This is a genomic window from Alteromonas sp. CyTr2, assembly GCF_947311905.1.
Classification (GTDB): Bacteria; Pseudomonadota; Gammaproteobacteria; order Enterobacterales; family Alteromonadaceae; genus Alteromonas; species Alteromonas macleodii.
The window spans coordinates 35,375-56,467 of sequence record NZ_CAMZMZ010000023.1 but is presented as its reverse complement, the minus strand read 5'-3'; the positions used below and the strand labels follow the sequence as shown (position 1 = coordinate 56,467).

18 protein-coding genes are annotated in these 21,093 nt (G+C 45.2%); 8 read left to right on the top strand and 10 right to left on the bottom strand.

Annotated elements, in window-relative coordinates; translation table 11 throughout:
* Positions 1-144 precede the first annotated feature (144 nt).
* A complete protein-coding gene (locus QME20_RS13000) occupies positions 145-870 on the top strand; it encodes a YitT family protein (protein WP_168533602.1) in 726 nt (241 codons plus the stop codon).
* Between the two features lie 425 nt (positions 871-1,295).
* Here the strand turns inward: QME20_RS13000 and alr are convergent, their stop codons facing one another.
* On the bottom strand, positions 1,296-2,372 hold the full coding sequence (alr, locus tag QME20_RS12995) for an alanine racemase (protein WP_168533604.1): 1,077 nt from the start codon (positions 2,370-2,372) through the stop codon (positions 1,296-1,298).
* Positions 2,373-2,562: 190 nt separating this feature from the next.
* Between alr and murQ the strand changes: the two genes are divergently transcribed.
* The gene (gene murQ, locus QME20_RS12990; RefSeq protein WP_168463097.1) at positions 2,563-3,576 is read left to right on the top strand and encodes an N-acetylmuramic acid 6-phosphate etherase; all 1,014 of its coding nucleotides are present in this window, start codon (positions 2,563-2,565) and stop codon (positions 3,574-3,576) included.
* A gap of 18 nt (positions 3,577-3,594) precedes the next feature.
* Positions 3,595-5,097, top strand: coding sequence for a DUF1343 domain-containing protein (locus QME20_RS12985; protein WP_168463098.1), 1,503 nt, complete (start codon positions 3,595-3,597; stop codon positions 5,095-5,097).
* Between the two features lie 159 nt (positions 5,098-5,256).
* Here the strand turns inward: QME20_RS12985 and QME20_RS12980 are convergent, their stop codons facing one another.
* Both QME20_RS12980 and QME20_RS12975 read right to left on the bottom strand, forming a co-directional pair.
* Complete coding sequence (locus QME20_RS12980) at positions 5,257-6,327, bottom strand: mechanosensitive ion channel domain-containing protein (protein WP_168463099.1); 1,071 nt, start codon at positions 6,325-6,327, stop codon at positions 5,257-5,259.
* Positions 6,328-6,433: 106 nt separating this feature from the next.
* Positions 6,434-8,407 carry a glycoside hydrolase family 3 N-terminal domain-containing protein gene (locus tag QME20_RS12975; RefSeq protein WP_168463100.1) on the bottom strand — a complete coding sequence of 658 codons (1,974 nt, stop codon included), beginning with the start codon at positions 8,405-8,407 and terminating at the stop codon, positions 6,434-6,436.
* Positions 8,408-8,603: 196 nt separating this feature from the next.
* On the opposite strand from QME20_RS12975, the gene QME20_RS12970 reads away from it, so the two are divergent.
* Together QME20_RS12970 and ggt are read left to right on the top strand one after the other, a co-directional pair.
* Positions 8,604-9,980, top strand: coding sequence for a Na+/H+ antiporter NhaC family protein (locus QME20_RS12970; protein ID WP_168463101.1), 1,377 nt, complete (start codon positions 8,604-8,606; stop codon positions 9,978-9,980).
* A 76-nt stretch (positions 9,981-10,056) separates the two neighbouring features.
* On the top strand, positions 10,057-11,775 hold the full coding sequence (ggt, locus tag QME20_RS12965) for a gamma-glutamyltransferase (RefSeq protein ID WP_014948114.1): 1,719 nt from the start codon (positions 10,057-10,059) through the stop codon (positions 11,773-11,775).
* Positions 11,776-11,931: 156 nt separating this feature from the next.
* Here the strand turns inward: ggt and QME20_RS12960 are convergent, their stop codons facing one another.
* Entirely contained in the window at positions 11,932-12,402 is a 471-nt protein-coding gene (locus tag QME20_RS12960; protein ID WP_014948113.1) for an NYN domain-containing protein, read from the bottom strand.
* A 77-nt stretch (positions 12,403-12,479) separates the two neighbouring features.
* On the opposite strand from QME20_RS12960, the gene QME20_RS12955 reads away from it, so the two are divergent.
* On the top strand, positions 12,480-13,199 hold the full coding sequence (locus QME20_RS12955) for a PepSY domain-containing protein (protein WP_281716036.1): 720 nt from the start codon (positions 12,480-12,482) through the stop codon (positions 13,197-13,199).
* A gap of 52 nt (positions 13,200-13,251) precedes the next feature.
* Here the strand turns inward: QME20_RS12955 and QME20_RS12950 are convergent, their stop codons facing one another.
* From QME20_RS12950 to QME20_RS12930, 5 genes are all read right to left on the bottom strand, one after another.
* Positions 13,252-13,668: a VOC family protein gene (locus QME20_RS12950; protein ID WP_168463104.1), complete on the bottom strand. Its 417-nt coding sequence runs from the start codon at positions 13,666-13,668 to the stop codon at positions 13,252-13,254.
* An 11-nt stretch (positions 13,669-13,679) separates the two neighbouring features.
* Entirely contained in the window at positions 13,680-15,086 is a 1,407-nt protein-coding gene (locus tag QME20_RS12945; protein WP_168463105.1) for an aldehyde dehydrogenase family protein, read from the bottom strand.
* Positions 15,087-15,396: 310 nt separating this feature from the next.
* Complete coding sequence (locus QME20_RS12940; protein ID WP_014948109.1) at positions 15,397-16,695, bottom strand: adenylosuccinate synthase; 1,299 nt, start codon at positions 16,693-16,695, stop codon at positions 15,397-15,399.
* A 503-nt stretch (positions 16,696-17,198) separates the two neighbouring features.
* Positions 17,199-17,381, bottom strand: a complete 183-nt coding sequence (locus QME20_RS12935; protein ID WP_014948108.1) for a DUF2065 domain-containing protein — start codon at positions 17,379-17,381, stop codon at positions 17,199-17,201.
* Positions 17,382-17,437: 56 nt separating this feature from the next.
* Positions 17,438-18,616, bottom strand: a complete 1,179-nt coding sequence (locus QME20_RS12930; RefSeq protein ID WP_281716035.1) for an aminotransferase class V-fold PLP-dependent enzyme — start codon at positions 18,614-18,616, stop codon at positions 17,438-17,440.
* 264 nt (positions 18,617-18,880) lie between these two features.
* Between QME20_RS12930 and QME20_RS12925 the strand changes: the two genes are divergently transcribed.
* A complete protein-coding gene (locus QME20_RS12925) occupies positions 18,881-19,309 on the top strand; it encodes a hypothetical protein (protein ID WP_014948106.1) in 429 nt (142 codons plus the stop codon).
* Positions 19,310-19,462: 153 nt separating this feature from the next.
* Here the strand turns inward: QME20_RS12925 and trxA are convergent, their stop codons facing one another.
* Positions 19,463-20,332, bottom strand: a complete 870-nt coding sequence (gene trxA / locus QME20_RS12920; protein ID WP_014948105.1) for a thioredoxin — start codon at positions 20,330-20,332, stop codon at positions 19,463-19,465.
* A gap of 287 nt (positions 20,333-20,619) precedes the next feature.
* On the opposite strand from trxA, the gene QME20_RS12915 reads away from it, so the two are divergent.
* Entirely contained in the window at positions 20,620-20,952 is a 333-nt protein-coding gene (locus QME20_RS12915; RefSeq protein ID WP_187446954.1) for a DUF962 domain-containing protein, read from the top strand.
* The last annotated feature ends 141 nt before the right edge of the window (positions 20,953-21,093 follow it).

Below are 21,093 nucleotides of genomic sequence, written 5' to 3'. Positions count from 1 at the left end.
CCCTATTCACCGGTGCGCTAAAAGTCGTAAAGGCAAACTTACCTTCCGCCATTTATCGCACCGAGTTAACTTTTCATCTCGCTGTAACCTACTGTGTTGTAAACGTATAATTACGCTGTGTCTTCTTAACGCAAACTTTTTCTTATGCAAAAAACAAAACACAGTGTCATCGAGGATGTTTTCGCCCTGATAAGCGCCGGCTTGTTTGTTGCTTTTGGCGTATATTTATTTCAGTCTCAAGACTTAATGGTAGGTGGCGCGGCAGGCTTAGCGCTATTAGGTACTTATGCCGTAGATATGGACTTCGGCTTGCTATTCTTTCTGATTAACTTACCGTTTTACACCCTAGCTTGGACGCAAATTAGCAAGCGTTTCACCATTAACACCTTCATATCCGTCACCACGGTTTCTGTACTAACCGAGCAAATTCCAGCGTTTGTGGATATTAGCCACGTAAACCCATTTTTTGCGGCGGTATTTGGCGGTATTTTAATTGGTGTAGGTATGCTGATGATGTTTCGTCATAGCTCAAGCCTTGGTGGCGTTGGTATTATGGCGTTCTATTTACAACAGCGTTTCAATATTAGAGCCGGTACATTCCAGCTAACCGTAGATAGCTGTATATTACTTAGTGCTCTGTTTTTCATCGCTTGGCCTTTAGTGCTAATTTCAATTTTAGCGGCATTTTGTTTGAACATGGTTATTTCGCTTAACCATAGACCAGAGCGTTACTTCCCAGTGCAAGGCGAATCTGAATCAAAAAAGGCAAACCCTGAGTCAAACAATGCCGATATCAATCACATGGAAAATCGTGCTGAAAACAGCCTAGAACAGTGCTTAGACAGCGAGCTTCGCGCACAAAACGGCTAAATTTACTCAGCCAGTCTTTGTCATTCGGTCATAAGTTTTCGCTCTTACTCCCCTCAAAAAGAGACAGCAGCGATGATTAGGGCAACAAATAAAAAGCCCGGTTAGGCACAACCTAACCGGGCTTTCTTGTATCTTTTATTTGTATTCCTAGACGCCTATAACAAACCTATTGCTTCTTCTGAACAGGTCTTGACGGTCGACTTACTACTCCACGGTTCACTCTTGGACGAGAAAACGAAGTACGCATACAAACCTCACTTATGAGTTGTTGCTCAGCACAGTTGGAGGCGAAACATTCACCGCAATCCCGCAACCAAGCCGATACAGTATAGGCTCAAAATGGGGGTAAAAGTCTCATTCTTTTAATGAATAGTGCTTTATTAAAACTTATATAAAGATTGGCCAAATTGGCACTGCTTTGAAAGTTAAAGGTATTTTACAATGCGCGGCACCCGTTGAGAAACGCGGGTCATTAATTCGTAGTCGATAGTGTCAGCATTAGCCGCAACTTCCTGAATTGGTACATTCTGCCCCCAGAGCTCAACTTCATCGCCCACCGCGACGTTGTCGATATGAGTTACATCGATTGTGATCATGTCCATAGAAACGCGGCCAGCTAAATAGGCGCGTTTACCTCTAATCATTACCGGCGTACCGTTTTTGCAGTGCCTTGGATAGCCATCGGCATAACCAATGCCTACGGTTGCAATTTTGCTGGGCTTACTTGCTACCCAGGTTTGACCATAACCAATTCCCTCGCCTGCCGGTATGGTTCGTACCGCTAATACACTGGAGCGAAGTGTCATGGCAGGGTAGATTTCAATGTCGAGATTTAGTGAGGTAGAAACGGCACCGCCATAAACCCCCACACCTAAACGGTTCCAAGCATTTCGACTTGCAGGCCAGTTTACCGTGGCGGGAGAATTAGCCACGCTGGTTGGCAAGTCCAATTTACTCGCTACTTGATTGAACGCATCGATTTGCGTGTTGGTAAAGTTATTATCTACATCGTCAGCGCACGCAAAGTGCGTAGCAATAACCGTTTGCTCGCTAAGTAAATGATTGTACTTAGCAGCAATCCCTTCGATATCGGAAAGGGCAAAACCCAACCGGTGCATGCCGCTATCCACTTTAAGCCAAATATGCGGGCGCTGCTGTTCGGGGCAGCTTTCTAACCACGTAAGCTGTTCTTCGCAGTGCATAACTAATATACAGTTATGCTGAAATGCCATTTGGCACTCTTTTGCCTGATGTGCCCCTTCTAACACCACAATAGGCGCAGAAATTCCCGCGTCGCGAAGCGCAATGGCTTCTTCAATTATGGCTACGGCAAAACGCGAAGAAACATGCTGAAGAATGCGCGCTACATTTACAGCTCCATGACCATAAGCGTCGGCCTTTACTACCGCCATAGACTGACTTGAGGGCGCTAAAGCAGCAAGGGCTTTAAAATTATGTAAAAGGGCATCAGCATGAATGATAGCTTGCGTTTGTCGGCTCACAGAAAAACACGTTCCTTAAATGTTTAATGAGAAAGAATATCGAAAGCCAAAGTGTACCACGAGAAACGTATTAGCTGCGCAGGATTAATAATGAAAAACGTACCATCTAACGCAAGGTTTCTTATGGCATAAAATACCGTTATGCTTTGCGCTAGCTCATTATCACAATTTCGTTGCCCCAAGGTTTTTAATGTCTTCGCACAATTCTTCTACTTCAGAATCATCCGCCAACGCCAGTATTAAAAATACAGTCAGTACTGACAATGAAGCGGCAGGTAATAAACCCACCGTTAACGAATTAGCCCAGTCACTGAATAAAATTGTGTCCGAAGGCAGAAACCCAGACACCCTCGATATAGACACGCTAAGCACGGAAGGCATTCTTACCCGCATTAACAACGAAGACGCGAAAGTGGCAAACGCAGTTACCTCGCAAATTCCGCAAATTGGAAAAGCGGTGGATGCTGCAACCATTAGCATTAAAAATGGTGGCAGGCTTATTTATATAGGCGCGGGAACCAGCGGCAGGCTGGGCATACTTGATGCAGTAGAGTGCCGCCCCACGTTTAGCGTGCCTGATGAACTGGTTGTTGGCGTGATAGCTGGCGGTGAAAAAGCCATTCAGCACGCCGTAGAAGGTGCAGAAGATGACGTCGACGCGGGGCGTGCTGATCTTGTAGCGCTGTCCTTAAACCACAACGATACCGTTATTGGTATTTCGGCAAGCGGTCGTACACCCTATGTAAGTGGCGCACTGGAATATGCCCGTTCGCTTGGCTGCTTTACCGGCGCTATTGCATGTAGCCCTAACGCCGCTATTTTTACCCATGCTGATGTAGCTATATGCCCAGTTGTTGGCCCTGAGGCACTTACTGGCAGTACGCGGATGAAGTCGGGTACGGCGCAAAAGCTAATTCTTAATATGATTAGCACCAGCACAATGATTAAGCTGGGGAAGACCTATCAAAACTTAATGGTAGATGTGAATGCCACTAACGAAAAACTAAAAGCCCGTGCGCTTCGCATTGTTATGCAGGCTACGGACTGCAGTGAAAATGCTGCTTTAGCAGCGCTTAGTGCGTGTAACAACAAAGCTAAAGTTGCTATTTTAATGGTATTAACGGGGCAATCTGCCGAGCAGGCCGCCGCTCAATTAGATGCTAGCGGTGGGTATTTACGTTCCGCCGTGAATAAAAGCGAATAAGCACGGTAGCCTAATGCTATGAAAGTTTTAACTTCGGTCACATTTAACAAGGTTTTTAGACGCCTAACGTCGAGCGCATTCATTGCAATGCTATCTTCAGCACTAATTAGCTTATCGCTCAACGGCTGTGCACAGCAAAGCTTATCTACACATGTATATACAAGCGATACAGGTGGCAACGCGAAGCAGCCTACACTAGGGGATAAGCAGCCTGTATCAAGCACTAAGCAGTTTACTGTAGGCGCTGAACGCTATTCGAAATACCTGCCATTGCTAGCAGGTAAACGAGTTAGTTTGGTGGTAAACCAAAGCGCGTTGGTTTCGAGCCACAGCGCATTGCCTTCTAGCACGGTTGAGCCTGAAGAGCGCGAATCGAGCAACAGCTTGGCTACACAAAAAAATAAGATAAAGACAAGCCAGCGCAATCAGCATCTGCTTGATGCCCTACTTCAACGCAGTGTTAACGTTGTAAGTATTATGTCGCCGGAGCACGGATTTAGAGGAGACAAAGGCGCCGGCGAAAAGGTAGATAGCAATATTGATGCTAAAACCGGTATACCTATTCACTCCCTTTACGGCGCAACCAAAAAGCCTACCCCCGACATGTTGGATGGCATCGATGTGATTGTTTTCGATATCCAGGATGTAGGCGTACGCTTTTACACCTATTTAAGCACCTTGCACTATGTGTTGGAGGCGGCCTTTGCGCGTAATATCGACGTTATCGTGTTAGATAGGCCAAATCCTAACGGCCGCTATGTTGACGGGCCAGTACTACAATCTGAATTTTCGTCCTTCATTGGCATGCATCCTATCCCCGTCTTACACGGTATGACCTTGGGCGAACTTGCTCAAATGATTGTGGGGGAACAGTGGTTAGATATTGACGCGAGCAGTTATGACAACGCTAAGCTTACCGTTGTCCCGGTGCAGGATTATCAACGCACTGCACATTATTCATTGCCCGTAGCGCCTAGCCCTAACCTGCCAAGCGATTTATCAATACGTCTGTACCCAACGCTGTGTTTTTTTGAGGGCACCGACGTGAGTATAGGTCGCGGCACTGACTTTCCCTTCCAACTTATTGGCCACCCGTTTGTTGAGTTTGGTAAAACCAAGATACCGGTAAATGCAAATAGTGCAGCGCCCCACCCTAAACATGAAAATACTCTGCTAAGTGCACATGTCTTTTCTTATGCTGATCCAACGATCTTGGAAGGCTCTGACTCTAAGCAAACAACTCACAAGCGCTCACCAATTAGTGGCTTAGATATCGCTACATTGATAGATGCCTATTCTCGTTTTTCTGAATATAACAAGGTGATCAGCGCCAGTGATGCCTCTGAAGAAACCTTCTTTACTCGCCCAGATTTCTTCGACAAATTAGCGGGTACCGATGCGCTACGATATCAAATTCAAGCCGGTAAAACGCCTGCAGAAATTCGCCAGAGTTGGCAGAAAGATTTAAATAAATTTAGAGAAAAACGAAAAGCATACCTGCTTTACGAAGACACGGACTGATGTACAGATAAACGCCTTTAGCCTTGAGGATTTGAGGTATCTTTTCAAGGTAAATGTGGAGGAAGTGTTAGCGATACTAAACTTAACACAAAACATGTAAGTAAACACTCACACCCACATAAACACGGGTTTATTGGAAGCCAAAAAAGTTAGTAAAAACTAACCTTCTTCATTTTTTGTTTTTACCAAAGCTGCGAGCTGAGCTTCAGCGGTGGCTTTTTGATGTTTAAGCTCATCTCTGCTTTCACCGTCACTCTCAGCGATTTTTGCATCAATATCGGCGATCGTCTGCATCAGCGTTTCTTTACTTTTTTCTTTTTGCTCGGCCTCTTCAGCCTTGTCAAAAATAACGTCTTCAGGAGATGCTTCTTCTCGCTTAGTGTGTCCAGGCGATTTAGCTATCATTTTCAAACCGTCAGGCTGGGGGCGTTGGTTCATAAAGCTAGGAGAAACAATTTCAATATCGGCATTATGCAAAGCGTCGAGTACGGCTTTGTGAAGCCTTGAGCGCGCGCTCAGCAAACTCTTCACTTCAGTTAGTAGACCTGAAATGCGATAACTTACTGAAAAGTCGCCTAGCCCAACTACTTGTACAAATGGCTCTGACAGCTGGGCATTTTCAGCTGCCACAAGTAAGTGCTTTTCAATAATGCTGTGATGAATATCGTAGCCTAAGCTGATATCCACACTAACAATTGCGCCAGACGCTCTGGTCACAGAAACGGGCGAATTCACCATCAGTGTATTGGCAAAGGCAATAAGCTCTCTGCTCTCAGTCTGAATTTCCACATCGAGCAAGCCCATTTCGGTAACGCGACCGCTGTAGCCTTCTACCTTGATAAAGTCACCCACTTTAAACGGACGATTTACACGAAGTACGATCCCCGCCATCAAATTCCCAACCATAGTGGTAGAAGAAAAGGCAATCACACCTGATATAAGTACGCCGATAAGTGCAATAACCTGATTTCTAGTACTCTCACTTACAGGGAGCGTCATCGCAATTACGACAGCGCCAATGATAGTAAGTACCAACATTCCAACTTGGCGAGGTAACTTTTGCTCACTAGTAAGATGGCTTTGCTTGGCTAGCAGAAGGTAGTGCAGTGCGATGAGCGCACTTATTACCAATACAATAGCGACAAAGAGCGGAACAAAAGGGAACAACGCACTTAATACCGTATCGACTAATGAAGTTTGCGTAGCGCCTGATGTATTTGTTGTATTCACGATACTTCCTTTTGAATTGGCTTTTGAAATGACTTTTGGCTTGGCTCTTTGTTCGCACTTAAATGGGCAATATCTTTGGTTTTGGTCTCTGCTTTCGCGTGGCCACCTATTTCAACGAAACAGGTGAACGTCCCTCAGCGAGCGCGCTACCCAGTAATACATCAACCAAAGCATTAAGACTATAGCTCGTAACGTGCTGATTTTCTTTGTCACTTTGCTGTGTAATGTTCACCGCATAACTAAATGTAGCAATAGCAACATCGGCTAGCTCTTTCACGTCATGCGCTTTATATGGCATGCGCAGTGGCGCAAAGACCACGGTTTTATTCTGTGCTTTCGCAGCAACCATTATTTTTTTGCTAAATGCCATCACCTCAGTCTCGCTTGCGCGTCGTTTCACATGCTCAGGTAAATCGACTCCTCCTAATTCATAGTTAGCATGTAGCGGGCTAATATTACCAACCACCAACACATCTGCTTGTTTTAATAGACTCATTGCTAACTGGGTTTTAGGTAACGCAGTCAACGGTAAACAGGCAAACTCTAAAGGCTTATTGTTAACGTTGGAACGTGCGCGTGTAAGCGCGGCTTCAAATGCTAAACATCTTGCTGCGTCTGGCATAAGCGCCAACCAGCGATTTGAAGTTATTGGCAACTCATCCTTCCCGAAGAGTACAGATACCGATGATTTGGAAAGCGCTTTCTCAATTTGAATTCCTCGGTTTTTCAAACTGTTAGGATTATTCATTGAAGCATTTTCTTTCGCTTCATTGAGCCTCCATGACATGGGCTTGGAAATAAAACTTTGCAAAGCAAAGCGCTGTTTTGCCTTAATAATACGATTATGAGACGCTTCCAAGAAAGCGCTTTCCTGAATTCGATTTGCTGCATTATCCAAAAGTAACGCGAACTTTTTTATGTCGTCTTGGGTTCTTATGGTGAACGGCATAAGCGCAATGTCAGCACCTGCGCTAAATGCACTAACTAATGCTTCTTCATGGGAGAAAAACTGAGTAATACCTGCCATGTCTAACGCGTCAGTAACGATAAGGCCTTGATATCCTAATTGGTTGCGAAGCAAATTGCTTAGTATCTTCTTCGACAAAGTAGCAGGAACTATTTGTGACTTACCATGCTTATCAATAATTGTCGTATCGTCTAAAGACGGGTACTGAATGTGTGCACTCATTACCATTGCAGGAGGCGTTGCACTATTAATGATATTCGCAAAAGGAAGGATGTCACCCGCCATAGCTTGCGCTTTGCTATGCGTTACTTGCGGCAAGCCACTGTGGCTATCTACATGGGTATCACCATGGCCTGGAAAATGTTTGATAGCACTCATTACACCTGTACTTTGCATAGCACTGACAAATGTCTGCCCGAGTGCGGCTACCTGCTCTGGATTTTCCGAAAAGCTGCGTACGTTAATAACGGGGTTCTTCGGCTCGCTATTTACATCAACCGACGGCGCAAAATTGGTGTTTATTCCCAGCGGTAAAAGCGTTTGCCCAATATGCGATGCCACACTTTGCGCAAATGCGCTGCCTCGCTGATGAAAAGTGGCGCCAATGGCCATGTTACCCGCAAACGGCGAGAGCATGTCTGAAGGCAACCTTGCTACTCTGCCCCCTTCTTGATCGACAGCAATAAACAACGGCTGACGACCTGCTTTTACCATATGCTGCTGCATGGTGTAATTGAGCGTAATTAACTGCTCGGTATTTTGAATGTTCTCTGAAAACAAAATAACACCGCCGATGTTGTGCGTACTAAGCACATTTAAAAGTGACGGTGGAATTACGGTCATGGGCGTACGGCAGCGCGAAGACGGCGTATTGTCTTCACAGAAATAGCGAAAATCCAAAATGATTTTTTGCCCGAGCATGTTTTTTACAGCGCGAATTGTTTCGGCATCAGCGCTGGGCTTAGGATTATTCGAAGCGTTAGCACTTTCAGATTGAGCGGTTGCGCTAGCAGTAAACAGTGAAGCACTTAATAAAATGAGTATGCCTGACAAGATAGCGCTAAGGCCCATCAATGAAGTACGTTTTTTACAAATAACTTGCTGGAATAACAATGTTTATCTAATCCTTGGTAACACGAAGCACAATACGGTACGCTAGCATAAATGAGAGAAGCATGTTCGCCAACTTTGAACTGCAATCACACATTCTCTTACGCAAATAGACATACCTATAGGGCAAGAAGAGCGTAGTAACTTATCAAAGCTCAACAAGTCCTAGGCACACATAAATTTAAGTTTGGAAAGAAGTATGGATTGGATGTCAGTCATCCCCCCTCTTGTGGCTATTGCCGTCGTCTTTTGGAAAAAAGAAGTCATACTCGCATTAGCGCTGGCTGTTTTGTGCGCGGAAGCGTTAATTTTGGTAAATGCTGATATCGCTAGCAGCTATATGGCGCCCATTAATGCCATAGAGCGCGTGGTTGATACCGCCGCGAGTCCGGGCAATACACGGGTGCTTATTTTCTCTGTACTAGTGGGCGCGTTGCTCGCATTTATACGTGACTCTGGCGGAGTAACGGCAACGGTCAACTTTCTAGTAAACAAAGGGGTAGCGAAGAGTCGCAAACAAGTTGGCGGCTTGACCATGTTCACTGGCATCGCTGTATTCATAGAATCAAACTTAAGTGTGCTCACTGCCGGCATATTCGCCCGAGGTCTGTTTGACCGTTTCGGCATGAGCCGCGCGCGCTTAGCCTACATCATCGACTCCACCAGCGCGCCCGTTTGCATTTTGATTTTATTGAACGGCTGGGGGGCATTTATACTCAGCCTGCTCGATGCATACGAGCTACCAGCTTCGTCAGCCTCAATTTTATGGGGCAGCGTATTTTTTAACTTTTACGCTATCTTCACCTTACTTATTGTGGCCTACACTATTTCCGCTGACAAAGTGCACGGCCCCATGGCTGAGGAAGAAAAAGCACTCACGCATGTAGAGGTTAACCAAACTACGGAACCTGCCACCAAGGCACGTTTTATGTTGGTACCGCTAATAATAATGGTATTAAGCATGGTTGGCTTCATGTTCTGGACAGGTAATGGGGTATTGTCTGAAGGCAGCGGGAGCAAATCTGTACTTTACGCTACTGCTTTAGCCACTGCCATTGCCTATGGCCAGCTCTTAATCCACAAACGTTTTACCCACAAGGAAGCGGTAGAAATTGGTTTTAAAGGGATGGGTGAACTACTTCCTCTAGTAACCATAGTGTTACTGTCGTTAACCTTAGGCAATAGCCTTAAGGTGCTTGGAACGGGCGTGTTTGTCGCGGGCATAGTGGGAGAGTATCTTCCTTTAGTGCTTATTGTTCCCATGCTATTTATTGCCGGAGCGATCATGTCGTTTACCACAGGCACGTCATGGGGCACATTCGCCATCCTAATTCCTATTGGTGTGCCGTTGATTCAAAGTTTAGGGTTACCCCCTTCACTGGTCATTGGCGCTATTTTGGGGGGCGGCATATTTGGTGATCACTGTTCACCTATTTCCGACACTACTGCCGTATCTTCGCTAGCAGCAGGTATTGACGTATTAACGCACGTTAAAACTCAGTTTCCCTACGCACTATTTGCGGGCGCACTTACGCTTATTGCCTATTTTGTAGCAAGCTTGATCATGCTTGGTTAATGCCGTTGATTAAAGCTTGCTGGAAGTCAGTTGCTAATCGCAAAGGTTTAGCAATGTCTGTAACAAGGAGTTTGTAATGAAAAAGCGGATAGCTAACGTCGGGTTTATCTCGGTAATAGTGGCATTTATTTCAGTAGTGGCAGCATGTTCCCATGCGCCAAATCCCCCTGTTGATAGTGCTAGCAACAATACAGTAGGGCTTAGCCAACAGGCCGTTGCCATGCCTGACAGCTACAGTGCCGATGCTGCAATGCAGGTACTCCAAGAAGGTGGTAACGCAATTGACGCTGCTATTACGGCACAGTTTGTCTTGGCTGTTACTCTACCTGAGGCGGGCAACGTAGGCGGTGGCGGCTTTATGACAATAAAGTTTGAAGATAACACCGACTTTTTAGATTACCGTGAAATGGCACCTGAAAATGCGCATCGCGATATGTATCTTGACGAGCAAGGTGACGTAAAACCGTACGAGTCTTTGTTTGGGGCTAAAGCGTCTGGCATTCCTGGTACCGTTGCTGGTATGTGGGCCGCGCATAAAAAATACGGCACATTGGATTGGGAGCGTCTACTCGCACCAGCCGTTGATTTGGCCGAGCAAGGTTTTGTGGTTCACGAGAAGCTGGCCAATAACATTGATCACTATATTGAGCGTACCAAAGAAGCAGCTATCAATAACAACTTTAGCGAGTATTTTGCACACGCTAAAGCAGGCACTACCTTCAAACAGCCAGAGCTAGCGAAAACGCTTAAAGCGATTCAGCAACAGGGAAAGGATGGCTTTTATAAAGGCGATGTAGCAAAGCATATTGTTGATTTTATGCAGCAAAACGGCGGCCTTATTACTTATGAAGACTTACTGGCTTACAAAGCAGTGTGGCGCAAACCTCTTCACCTAAACTGGCAAGGTTATGAGCTGGTGACCGCACCTCCTCCAAGCTCTGGTGGTGTTGCCGTTGCCCAGTGGATCGGCATGCTAGAAGCCTATGACGCAACGCACGATTTGCCAGCGCAAAACAGTACTGAATACATTCACGTTATGTCAGAAATTGGTAAGCGCGTGTTTGCCGATCGCGCTGAATACATGGGCGATCCTGATTTTGTTAGTGTTCCGGTAAAAGCGCTCACTGACGCTAACTATATTACTCAACGCGCAGCAGATATTCAGCCTACCAGTATTTCTGATACCCCAAGCGTTAAGCCTGGTTTAAAAGAAAGCGAAGATACAACACACTTCTCTATTATGGACAGATGGGGTAACGCTGTTGCTAATACAACGACCATCAACCTTACTTTTGGTAGCGGTGTTGTTGTGACTGGTGCTGGCTTTTTGTTGAATGATGAAATGGACGATTTTAGTGCTAAGCCTGGCGTGCCTAACTTCTTTGGCGCAGTGGGTGGTGAGGCGAATGCTATTGAACCTTACAAGCGCATGCTGTCTTCTATGACGCCAACGCTGGTCACTAAAGACGACCAAGTGGTACTGGTAACAGGCTCTCCTGGCGGCACTACCATTATTTCGTCAGTAACTCAGTCGCTATTGAATGCCCTGCTTTACGATATGAGCGCTGAAGAAGCAGTGAACTCACCACGTTTTCATCACCAGCTATTGCCCAAAGACACCATTCGTATGCACGACGGGTTTACAGAGGCAACGGTAAATGAGCTTAAAGCAATGGGCTATACCATAGATAACCGTCGCTTTGGTGATGTACATTTAATTAAGCGTACTAAAGAGGGTGTAGAAGCCGCATCTGAAAAAAGCGGACGAGGTAAGAGCCTAGTACAACCATATTAGTACAGCCTTATTAACACAGTCGTATTTACACAGCCGTCTTAGTACAACCGTATTAGCACAGGGCTGTTAGCTCAGCCACATTAGCTGAGCTCCATTAGTGTAGCTTTGAGGGCTCAGCGTAATTAGTTCAGCCTTGAACAAAGTACAAGCTGATAACTACAGCAACAGCGTGGCGTCGATAGGCACGTACTTAGACGCCACTTTTTGAATACTTTCAGCCGTTAATGCAGGAACACCGTACACCGTTACGGTTTTCCCTTTTGCTTTAAGGGCGTTTACAAGAATATCGAAATCGCCGTCGCCCGACACCAAAATGATCTCATCAACATCGTCGGCGTGTTCAAGTGCATCTACTGTTATACCTACATCCCAGTCACCTTTCGCCGAGCCGTCAGCACGTTGAATGAAAGGCTTTAACTTTACTTCAAATCCAATAGCACGAAGAATGTTTTGAAATTCACGCTGCTTGCTGTCACCCCTGTCTATGGCGTATGCGAAAGCATGGGCTATATCCAAGTTGTAGGTAAGTTCACGCCAAAACTGGTTGTAATTAAAGTTGCGTTTGTACGCCTGACGGCAGGTGTAATACACATTTTGTACGTCTACCAGCACTAATGCTTTATTCAAAACCACTCTCTTCTTCGGTTTACTCGGTTATTGTTTTCTGATGTTATAGCCTTTTGATAATAAAACCAAAAAACCTGATGATGAAATTTATGCGCAAAGCGCACAACTACCTAGGCTTAATACTATTTGTACAAATAGGCCTATGGTTTTTAAGCGGCTTGGTTATGGCCTGGTTACCCATAGATGAAGTAAGAGGTAACCATTTAAGGAACAGGGTAACCACATCATGGCACAGCGCTTCCGTTACTCCTTCTGATATTTTGCGTAACCACAGCAGCACTGCGGTGCTATCACTCACCCATCGCATAAATGAAGTAGGCCTCGCAGAACCGGGCTCGCTCAATGCTATTCCTGTTTATCATGTCGTGGATGACAACATTGCCTATCGCTACAGCGCATTAACAGGTGAAGCTTTGCAAACCATGCAACAAAGCGCTATTCGTAAAGCAGCAAAAGGGCAATACGCAGGTACTGGCGATATTGGTGAGACCCAGCTATTAAGCGTGTTACCTCAAGAAGTGCAAAACCTGTCTGCGCCATTATGGCAGGTAAACTTCGATGACGACCTTAATTCGCGGTTTTATATCGACCCAAACACAGGCAGTGTTCTGCGCGTACGTACCGACACATGGCGGCTGTTTGATTTTATGTGGATGCTGCACATAATGGATTATAAGGACAGAAGTAACTTTAACACGCCGTGGTTAATTGCTTTTTCGGGCAGCGCCTTTTTGTTCACCCTTACAGGTGTTGCGCTTTTATATAAGCGCTTCAAACCAAAAAAGAAGAAGCGCTAGCCTAGTATCAGGCAGCTCTTTGATGTACGGCAAAGAGCAACTGCCCCCATTATTATGTAGCGAAAAGCTGAGAAATATCGGCGAACGCTTTGAACTCTAAGGCGTTGCCGAAAGGGTCTTTGAAAAACATGGTGGCTTGTTCACCCGGCTTTCCTTTAAAACGAATGTAAGGTGCGATAACAAACTCGGTATCGGCAGCCTCTAATTTACTTGCCAGTGCTTGCCAATCGTCCATGGATAGCACAACGCCAAAGTGTGGCACCGGCACAGCATGATCGTCTACCCCGTTATAGGCAGGCGGCGACGGCATAGCCTCTACGTAATGGGTCACTAATTGATGGCCGAAGAAGTTCCAATCTATCCACTGGGTGTCACTGCGGCCCTTTTCACAACCCAACAACTCACCGTAGAACGCTTCTGCGTCGGTTAAATTAGTGACCGGAATGGCAAGATGAAAAGGTTGAACCATGAAAACTCCTGTTATAAAAACTTCTTAAGCAACGACAGCTTAAACTTAGAAAACGGCGCATAACGAAAGAACACGTCGAGCGCAAAAGAACGTTTCATTACCGTTTTAATATGGCTGAATGTATCAAAACCTGCTTGGCCATGATAGCTACCCATGCCGCTATTTCCTACGCCACCAAACGGTAACTCAGGGTTAGTCATAAACAGCATAGTGTCGTTAGTACACACACTGCCTGAACTGGTTTTGCTGATAATATTATCAAGCACATCATCCTTATCACTAAATGCATAAAGTGCGAGTGGCTTAGGCCTGCTGTTCACGAACTTAATGCCCGCCTCCATGTTGTCGACAGTGACAATAGGTAGGATAGGGCCGAAGATCTCTTCTTTCATTAGCGGGCTATCTAGCGATGGCTCCAGTACAAGGGTAGGCGCCATTGCTGGACGAGATTCATCTAGCTCGCCGCCATACACCACATTGACGTTTTCAAGGTAACTTTCAAGACGCTTTAAGTGACGATGATTAACGATATTGCCGTAATCTCGTGACGATAAAGGTGCTTTGCCGTATTGCTTTTTCAGCTCTTTTTCAACCGCATCAATAAGCTTTTGCTCAAAGCCCTTTTCAACAATGACATAGTCAGGCGCAATACAAGTTTGGCCCGCATTCATCCATTTACCCCACACTAAACGGCGCGCGGTGACAGCAAGGTTTGTGTTTTTATCAACAAAACAGGGACTTTTACCGCCAAGCTCAAGGGTTACTGGCGTTAAATGTTTGGCCGCGGCGCTCATGACAATTTTACCCACCACTTCACCACCGGTGTAAAAAATATGGTCCCATTTGCAGGCAAGTAGCGCCGTCGCTTCATCTTTACCGCCTTCTATTACGGCAACGCATGAATTATCCATATATTGGGGGATAAGCTTAGCCACCAGCGACGAGGTTTCTTCAGCCAATTCAGAGGGTTTCAATACCGCACAGTTGCCCGCTGCAATAGCGGCGATGTAAGGGGCAAGCAATAACTGAAGCGGATAATTCCACGCTCCGATAATAAGTACAGTGCCAAGCGGCTCAGGCTTGCGAAAGCTCTTACCTGGCCATGCCACCATGGGCGTTGATACTTTGCGTGGCTTTGCCCATTTATCCAAATGCTTAAGCGTATGCTTGATATCAGAAAGCAGAAACCCTTGTTCCGCTACCATGGCTTCGGTCTTACATTTGCCTAAATCATTTTTAAGGGCCTGTAAGATGTCGTGCTGGTTGTCTTTCAGTAAAGTTTCTAATGCCTTTAACTGGCTTTTACGCCACTCCAGGGACTGGGTTTTCCCTGTATCGAAACTGTCGTTAAGCTTGTGAACAACGTCAACGAAACACACGCCAGTTTCCACTGCGTGAAGAGAAGGTCTATTTGGCATAAGAAAGCTCCGATAGCATAACACCCACTGCAACAATTCTATGGCTCATCTTAAGATTGTTGTCGGGCAAAGCAGCGCAATAATTAACTGATACTATCTTATATTAATAGGGATGTTCGAAGACAACGCAACTAAATTGTTAATTAATGTTTAATGAGCTCGTATTTTAGGGCAAGTGGCTGACGTCACACTTAAGGAGTATAAACAGTTAACGTTGAAGCAATAACAAGATTATATAAAAGTAAAAGGTCGAAAAATTACAAAAAAAGCCCAGTGAACACTGGGCTTTTAAACATTTAATGTGAAACTATTACGCGTCGTATGGGCTGCGTAAAACGATAGTTTCGTTTCTGTCAGGGCCTGTTGAAACGATATCAACCGGCACACCTGTTAGCTCTTCAAGACGCTTAATGTAGTTTTTCGCAGCTTGTGGAAGCGCTTCAAACTCAGTTACACCAAAGGTGTTGTCTGTCCAACCCGGCATTTCTTCATAAACAGGCGTCACTTTTTCGTAACCGTCAGCCGCCATAGGAGGAACGTCTTTCACGTTGCCGTCTGCATCTTTGTAGCCTACACAAATTTGAAGGCTTTCAAGACCGTCTAGCACGTCAAGCTTGGTTAAACAGAAACCTGTAATAGAGTTGATTTGTACTGCGCGTTTCATCGCAACTGCATCGAACCAACCCGTGCGGCGCTTACGACCTGTGGTCGCGCCAAACTCGTGACCTTTAACACCTAAGTGTTGGCCTACTTCACATTCTAGTTCAGTAGGGAAAGGGCCTGAGCCTACACGCGTAGTGTATGCTTTAACAATACCCAGTACGTAATCTAGCTTAAGTGGGCCAAAGCCAGCACCCGTTGCTACACCACCAACGGTAGTGTTTGACGACGTAACATAAGGATAAGTACCGTGATCGATGTCTAGAAGTGTACCTTGTGCACCTTCAAACATAATAGGCAAGCCAGCATTGTGTGCTTTGTCTAGTTCGTCAGTTACATCAACAACCATTGCTTTAAGAATGTCAGCAACTTCCATTGCACCTTTTAAGGTTTCGTCAAAGTCTACTGCTTCTTCGCCATAGTACTGCGTAAGCGTGAAGTTATGCACGTCTAGCACTTCTTTCAGCTTTGCTGCGAAGTCTTCTGCATTAAACAAGTCGCCAACGCGTAATCCACGACGGGCTACTTTATCTTCATACGCTGGACCGATACCACGACCCGTTGTACCAATTGCTTTTGCGCCGCGGGCTTTTTCGCGCGCTACGTCTAGTGCAATGTGATAAGGAAGAATAAGCGGACAAGCTTCACTAATCTTTAATCGCTCGCGCACTGGAACGCCACGCTCTTCAAGCATAGTCATTTCTTTCATTAGTGCGTCAGGGCTTAGCACAACACCGTTACCAATAATACAGGTAACATTATCGCGTAGGATGCCTGATGGGATTAAGTGAAGTACGGTTTTTTCACCGTCGATTACTAGAGTGTGACCTGCATTGTGTCCGCCTTGGTAACGAACAACATATTTTGCGCGATCAGTGAGTAGGTCTACGACCTTGCCTTTACCCTCGTCACCCCATTGAGTGCCGAGTACCACAACGTTCTTTGCCATGAATCATATGTGTAAGAAAATTAGGCGGGGATTCTACAAAATTCTAGCGCAAGGATCATCTCTTTTTCGAACAAAAATACGACTATTTTATTTTTATTTTTGAAATCACAAAGATGACCCACTGCCGCTCGAGCCTTTTTGAAATAAGGCTTGGCTTCTTATTTTTCAGCACAAACATTCTAAGGCGCTAATTTTTAAAGCTTTCTAAACATTACCTGGTAAAAAAGCTGAACAGACGGTCTATCGCAGTCTGCACTACGCCCATTTATATAACGTTTTGCTATTATTCGCGGGCATTGGATGCTTAAAAGCTAATGAGGTATTCAAAGGGCTGAAAATATACCTCTGAATGTTGAATACAGGTTTAAGAGCACACTTTTCAGTCAACGGTAAAGTCGCGCTCCTTTTCGTACTTTGTATTATGGTAAAGCGTGTGAGAGTGTTTGATGAGGTCCGTTTTCACACCGTTTCACGTCTCTTAATGCCTAGATCTGGGCGCTAACTCAACTGAAATAAAACAGCAGTAGTGCGCCTATTATCACAAGGGTTCCGCCAATTTGACGCAGTTGATTGCTGGGCTGTTGGCTTATCTGAAGTAAATAATTGCGCCATTTATTAGGAAAAAGAAGCGGCCCTATTCCTTCTATAATAAGTACCAACGCTAAAGCGGGTAGTAGCCACTCCATAAAACTATCCTTAAATAAGTGTGACGTTAATATTTACGTATGTTTAAAGCAACGACTTACGCTTTCTGATTCAGTGCGGTTAAATCAATGTACTCAGGGGTGTGGTACAGACCAAAACCAAACCGTAAGCGGTTTCCTCTAAAATCGGTAAGGATATGGTGCTCTTTAAGCGCTGAAGCGAGGGCTTTTGTTTCATCGGCACTATCTAATTCAAAGGTAAGGAAATGCCCTCGGTTTGCTTCATCACTTACTGCTAGATGTTTTTCGTTTAGCAAGGGATGGTTGCAGGTAGCAAGTTTCTCTAGAAATGTGCGCTGCATACCCATTATATATTCGTTAACTGTGGCTACATCAATGCCATTGTCGTCGAACATACGAAGCACGGCTCTTAATCTGTAGAGCGCGGTAAAATCCATGGTCGCACCGGCAAAACGCATTCCATCTAGGCTATATTGAACGCTGTCTTTGCCGCCAACCTTGCGAGGCTTATCTAGCTCGCCAAACTCTGCAAACCAGCCTGTATATGCGGGTCTTAGCTCACAGCCCACGGGTACGTGCGCAAAACATGCGCCCTCTCCTGCCTGAGCATATTTGTAACTACCGGCAAGATAAAAGGCTCGGTGGGCAATGTTCGCTATATCGGTAGGCTTTGCCATAAACCCGTGATAGCCATCAACCACAATAAGGGTATTGTCGTTAGTTACGCTATTTACGATATCTGTGACATCGTTCACCACGTATCCGGAATTAAAAAACACCTGACTAAAGAAAACCAGCTCGGGATCGTGTTCGGCAATGGCGGCCTTAAAGCGCGACGCAAACGTATCGTAGGGTTTAGTAGGGACGGTAATAAGTACTATCGCACCCTGCTCTTGCATCCTACTCGCTTGGCGCTGAAAACTGTGAAACTCGCTGTCTGTCGACACTACTTTATAAGGCGCAGTACTATCGATGCAGCTCATTACGCGATAAAGCAGCTCATGGGTATTGGGCGCAAAAACGATTTGCTGTGGTGCTCCAGTGTTCAGTATGTTGCTAATGCGCTGCTGTAGCTCTGGCACCAAAGTTTGGAAGAAATATCCCCATTTTTCGTCAACATACTTAGCGCTGTCATCCCAGTAGTTGAGCATTGCATCACGCGTGCAGTCGGGCCAAAAGTAGTGGCTGTGACATGCATAGTGCTGTTTACCTTTGTTCGCATTAAGAAAACCCGTATAAAAATGCTGATATGCCATGCTCTATTACCCAATATAAAAACTGCGTAAACCCTATCAAATTTCTACCTTTTTCGCATGAATCTGCGCCTGCAACAAAACATTTATTTACAAATTAAGTGTAAATTGTTTTGCCCAAATCGACGTGCTTAGTGATATTTCTTATATAAACACAACTACAGCAAATTTTTAGAACTCTGCTATACCCTATAGAGGCAAGATGTTTTTGTTAGCCGAGTTAGCAAGCTCCGTCTGTTCCACGCAGACAAACATTAAAGGTATTTTATGCGTTTTCCTAAATACGGAAATTATTCATTGGATGTCTCAGGTAACGTACTTGAGGTGTTTGCAACCGGGGCGTGGAACCTGAAAACGACAGAGTTTTTTATAGAAGAAATGCATGAACTTATCGCTAAGTTCGACAATAAGCCTTGGGCTGCCCTAATGGACGGACGCCGCTGGGTGCTTTCTACGCCTGAATGCCAAACCCGTTTAGCAGAAGCAATAAAGGTGAACATTTCGCGAGGGCTCACACGCTCAGCTTACGTGCTGGATACCGGAATGGTTAGGCGGGCCCAATTAGAACGAACCCACCCATCTAAGCACCGTGACGCTGAATCAGCTAACTACGAGCGCGATTATTTTCAAAAGTATTTCGAAGCACTTAATTGGCTGCACAAAGAGGGGTTCTCCCCTATTCTCTCGCCTAAATAAATACAGCAATCGAAGTAGAAATACACACGGTGACACTCGTCAGCATGTGTTCTCGTTCACCTGCAAGCACCAGCACGAACCTCGTACAGTCAATTTATCAAAGTCAGACTCGACTCATTGTCCCCTACGACAGCCGCTAAAATGCTGACGTTGTTAGTACAATAAGCTGTAAACTTTTCGGCGGTATTCCGACTTCAACGGGTCGCCGTCGGCAAGCGCATTCACCATATCCATCATTAGCTTTCTGGCGTCGCCAAACCCAAGTTCTTTCTTTAACACACTATAAAGAAGCTCTAGTGCATCTTGTGCTTTGTTCGCTTGCTGCAACTGTACCGCTAAATCAACTTTAAGCTGCAAGTCGTCTGGGTTCGCTTCTACCGCTGCTTGAAGCTGACGAATTTCAGGAGTGTCGGCGGCTTGTTCTGCCAATTCAATTTTTCCCGCTAAGCTCTTATAGCGAGAGTCTTGATCAACCAACTTAATTTCTTCCAATAACGCTTTGGCTGTATCGATAGATCCGGTCTCGATATAGCAATCAATAAGCATATATTTAGCGTTTACGTTATCTGGGTTAAGCGCTAGGGCTTCTTTAGCTGCGGGCAGTGCCTCTGCATAATCACCTTGCTGAATCGCTTTGCCAGCAGTGGCAAGTAGATCGTCTTCAGGATTAGGCAAATATTTAGCGAGCATTTCGCGAATTTGCTGCTCAGGTTGCACACCCGCAAAGCCGTCAACAGGCTGACCATTTTGCACCACCATCACCGTTGGTAGACTTCTAATACCAAACTGTGCAGCGACTTCTTGCTGGGCTTCGCAGTCTACTTTAGCAAGGATCAAGTGCTGGCTGTATTCACCCGCCAGCTTTTCCAAAATAGGCATAAGGTCTTTACAGGGCTCGCACCAATCTGCCCAAAAATCAATTAGCACCAGCTTATCTTGCGACGCTTCAATGATGATTTGTTGAAAGTTTTCTACCGTAATATCTACGATGGTTGCTTGGCTATTCGCAACGAGATTTTCCATAACGCAGGCCTTTAATTTCTTGTATTGAGAGGAATATGGGGCAGACGTCCTGAAATTACAAGGTTAAGGTAGGCTATCTTTGGTCACCGCGCCTTGCACTAGGAAGCGCTTCTTAATTCGCCACTTTGTTGATCTGCGCCAGTGAGCACGCATGTTTGCAAAAACTCATTCTCTTTTTGTCGTATTCACGACAATCTATTTCAGAATAGAATGTTAACGTAGTGTAAACTACTGCTACTAAGTCACTCTACTTCTATAAAATACATGCTTATGGCCGAGAGGGTTTTATGTCTACACAAACAAGCGCTGACACGCATTTTGCTTCATTCAAAGAGTTTTACCCGTTTTATTTAAATGAACATAGAGATAGTAAATGCCGCACGCTTCATTTTATCGGCTCGTGGCTGGTTCTCGGCGTTATAGCACTAGCAGTATTTATGGCTAGCTGGTCGCTACTGTGGTTTATTCCGCTAGTAGGTTACGGTTTCGCTTGGGTAGGTCATTTCTTCTTTGAGAAAAATCGCCCTGCGACATTTAAACACCCGCTTTACAGCCTAATGGGCGACTGGGTCATGTTTAAAGATATTCTTGTGGGCAAAATTAGCCTTAAAGGCGAATAAAGCTCAAATGACTTAAAGGACGGCCAGCCCTCTATTAATAATGACAACTGCCATTGCTAGCGCCCTGCGTTGTTAAACGTTGCGCTTAATGTTGGATATGTAATTTTAACGGACAATCCAGCCTCTTCACCGCACGCGCTT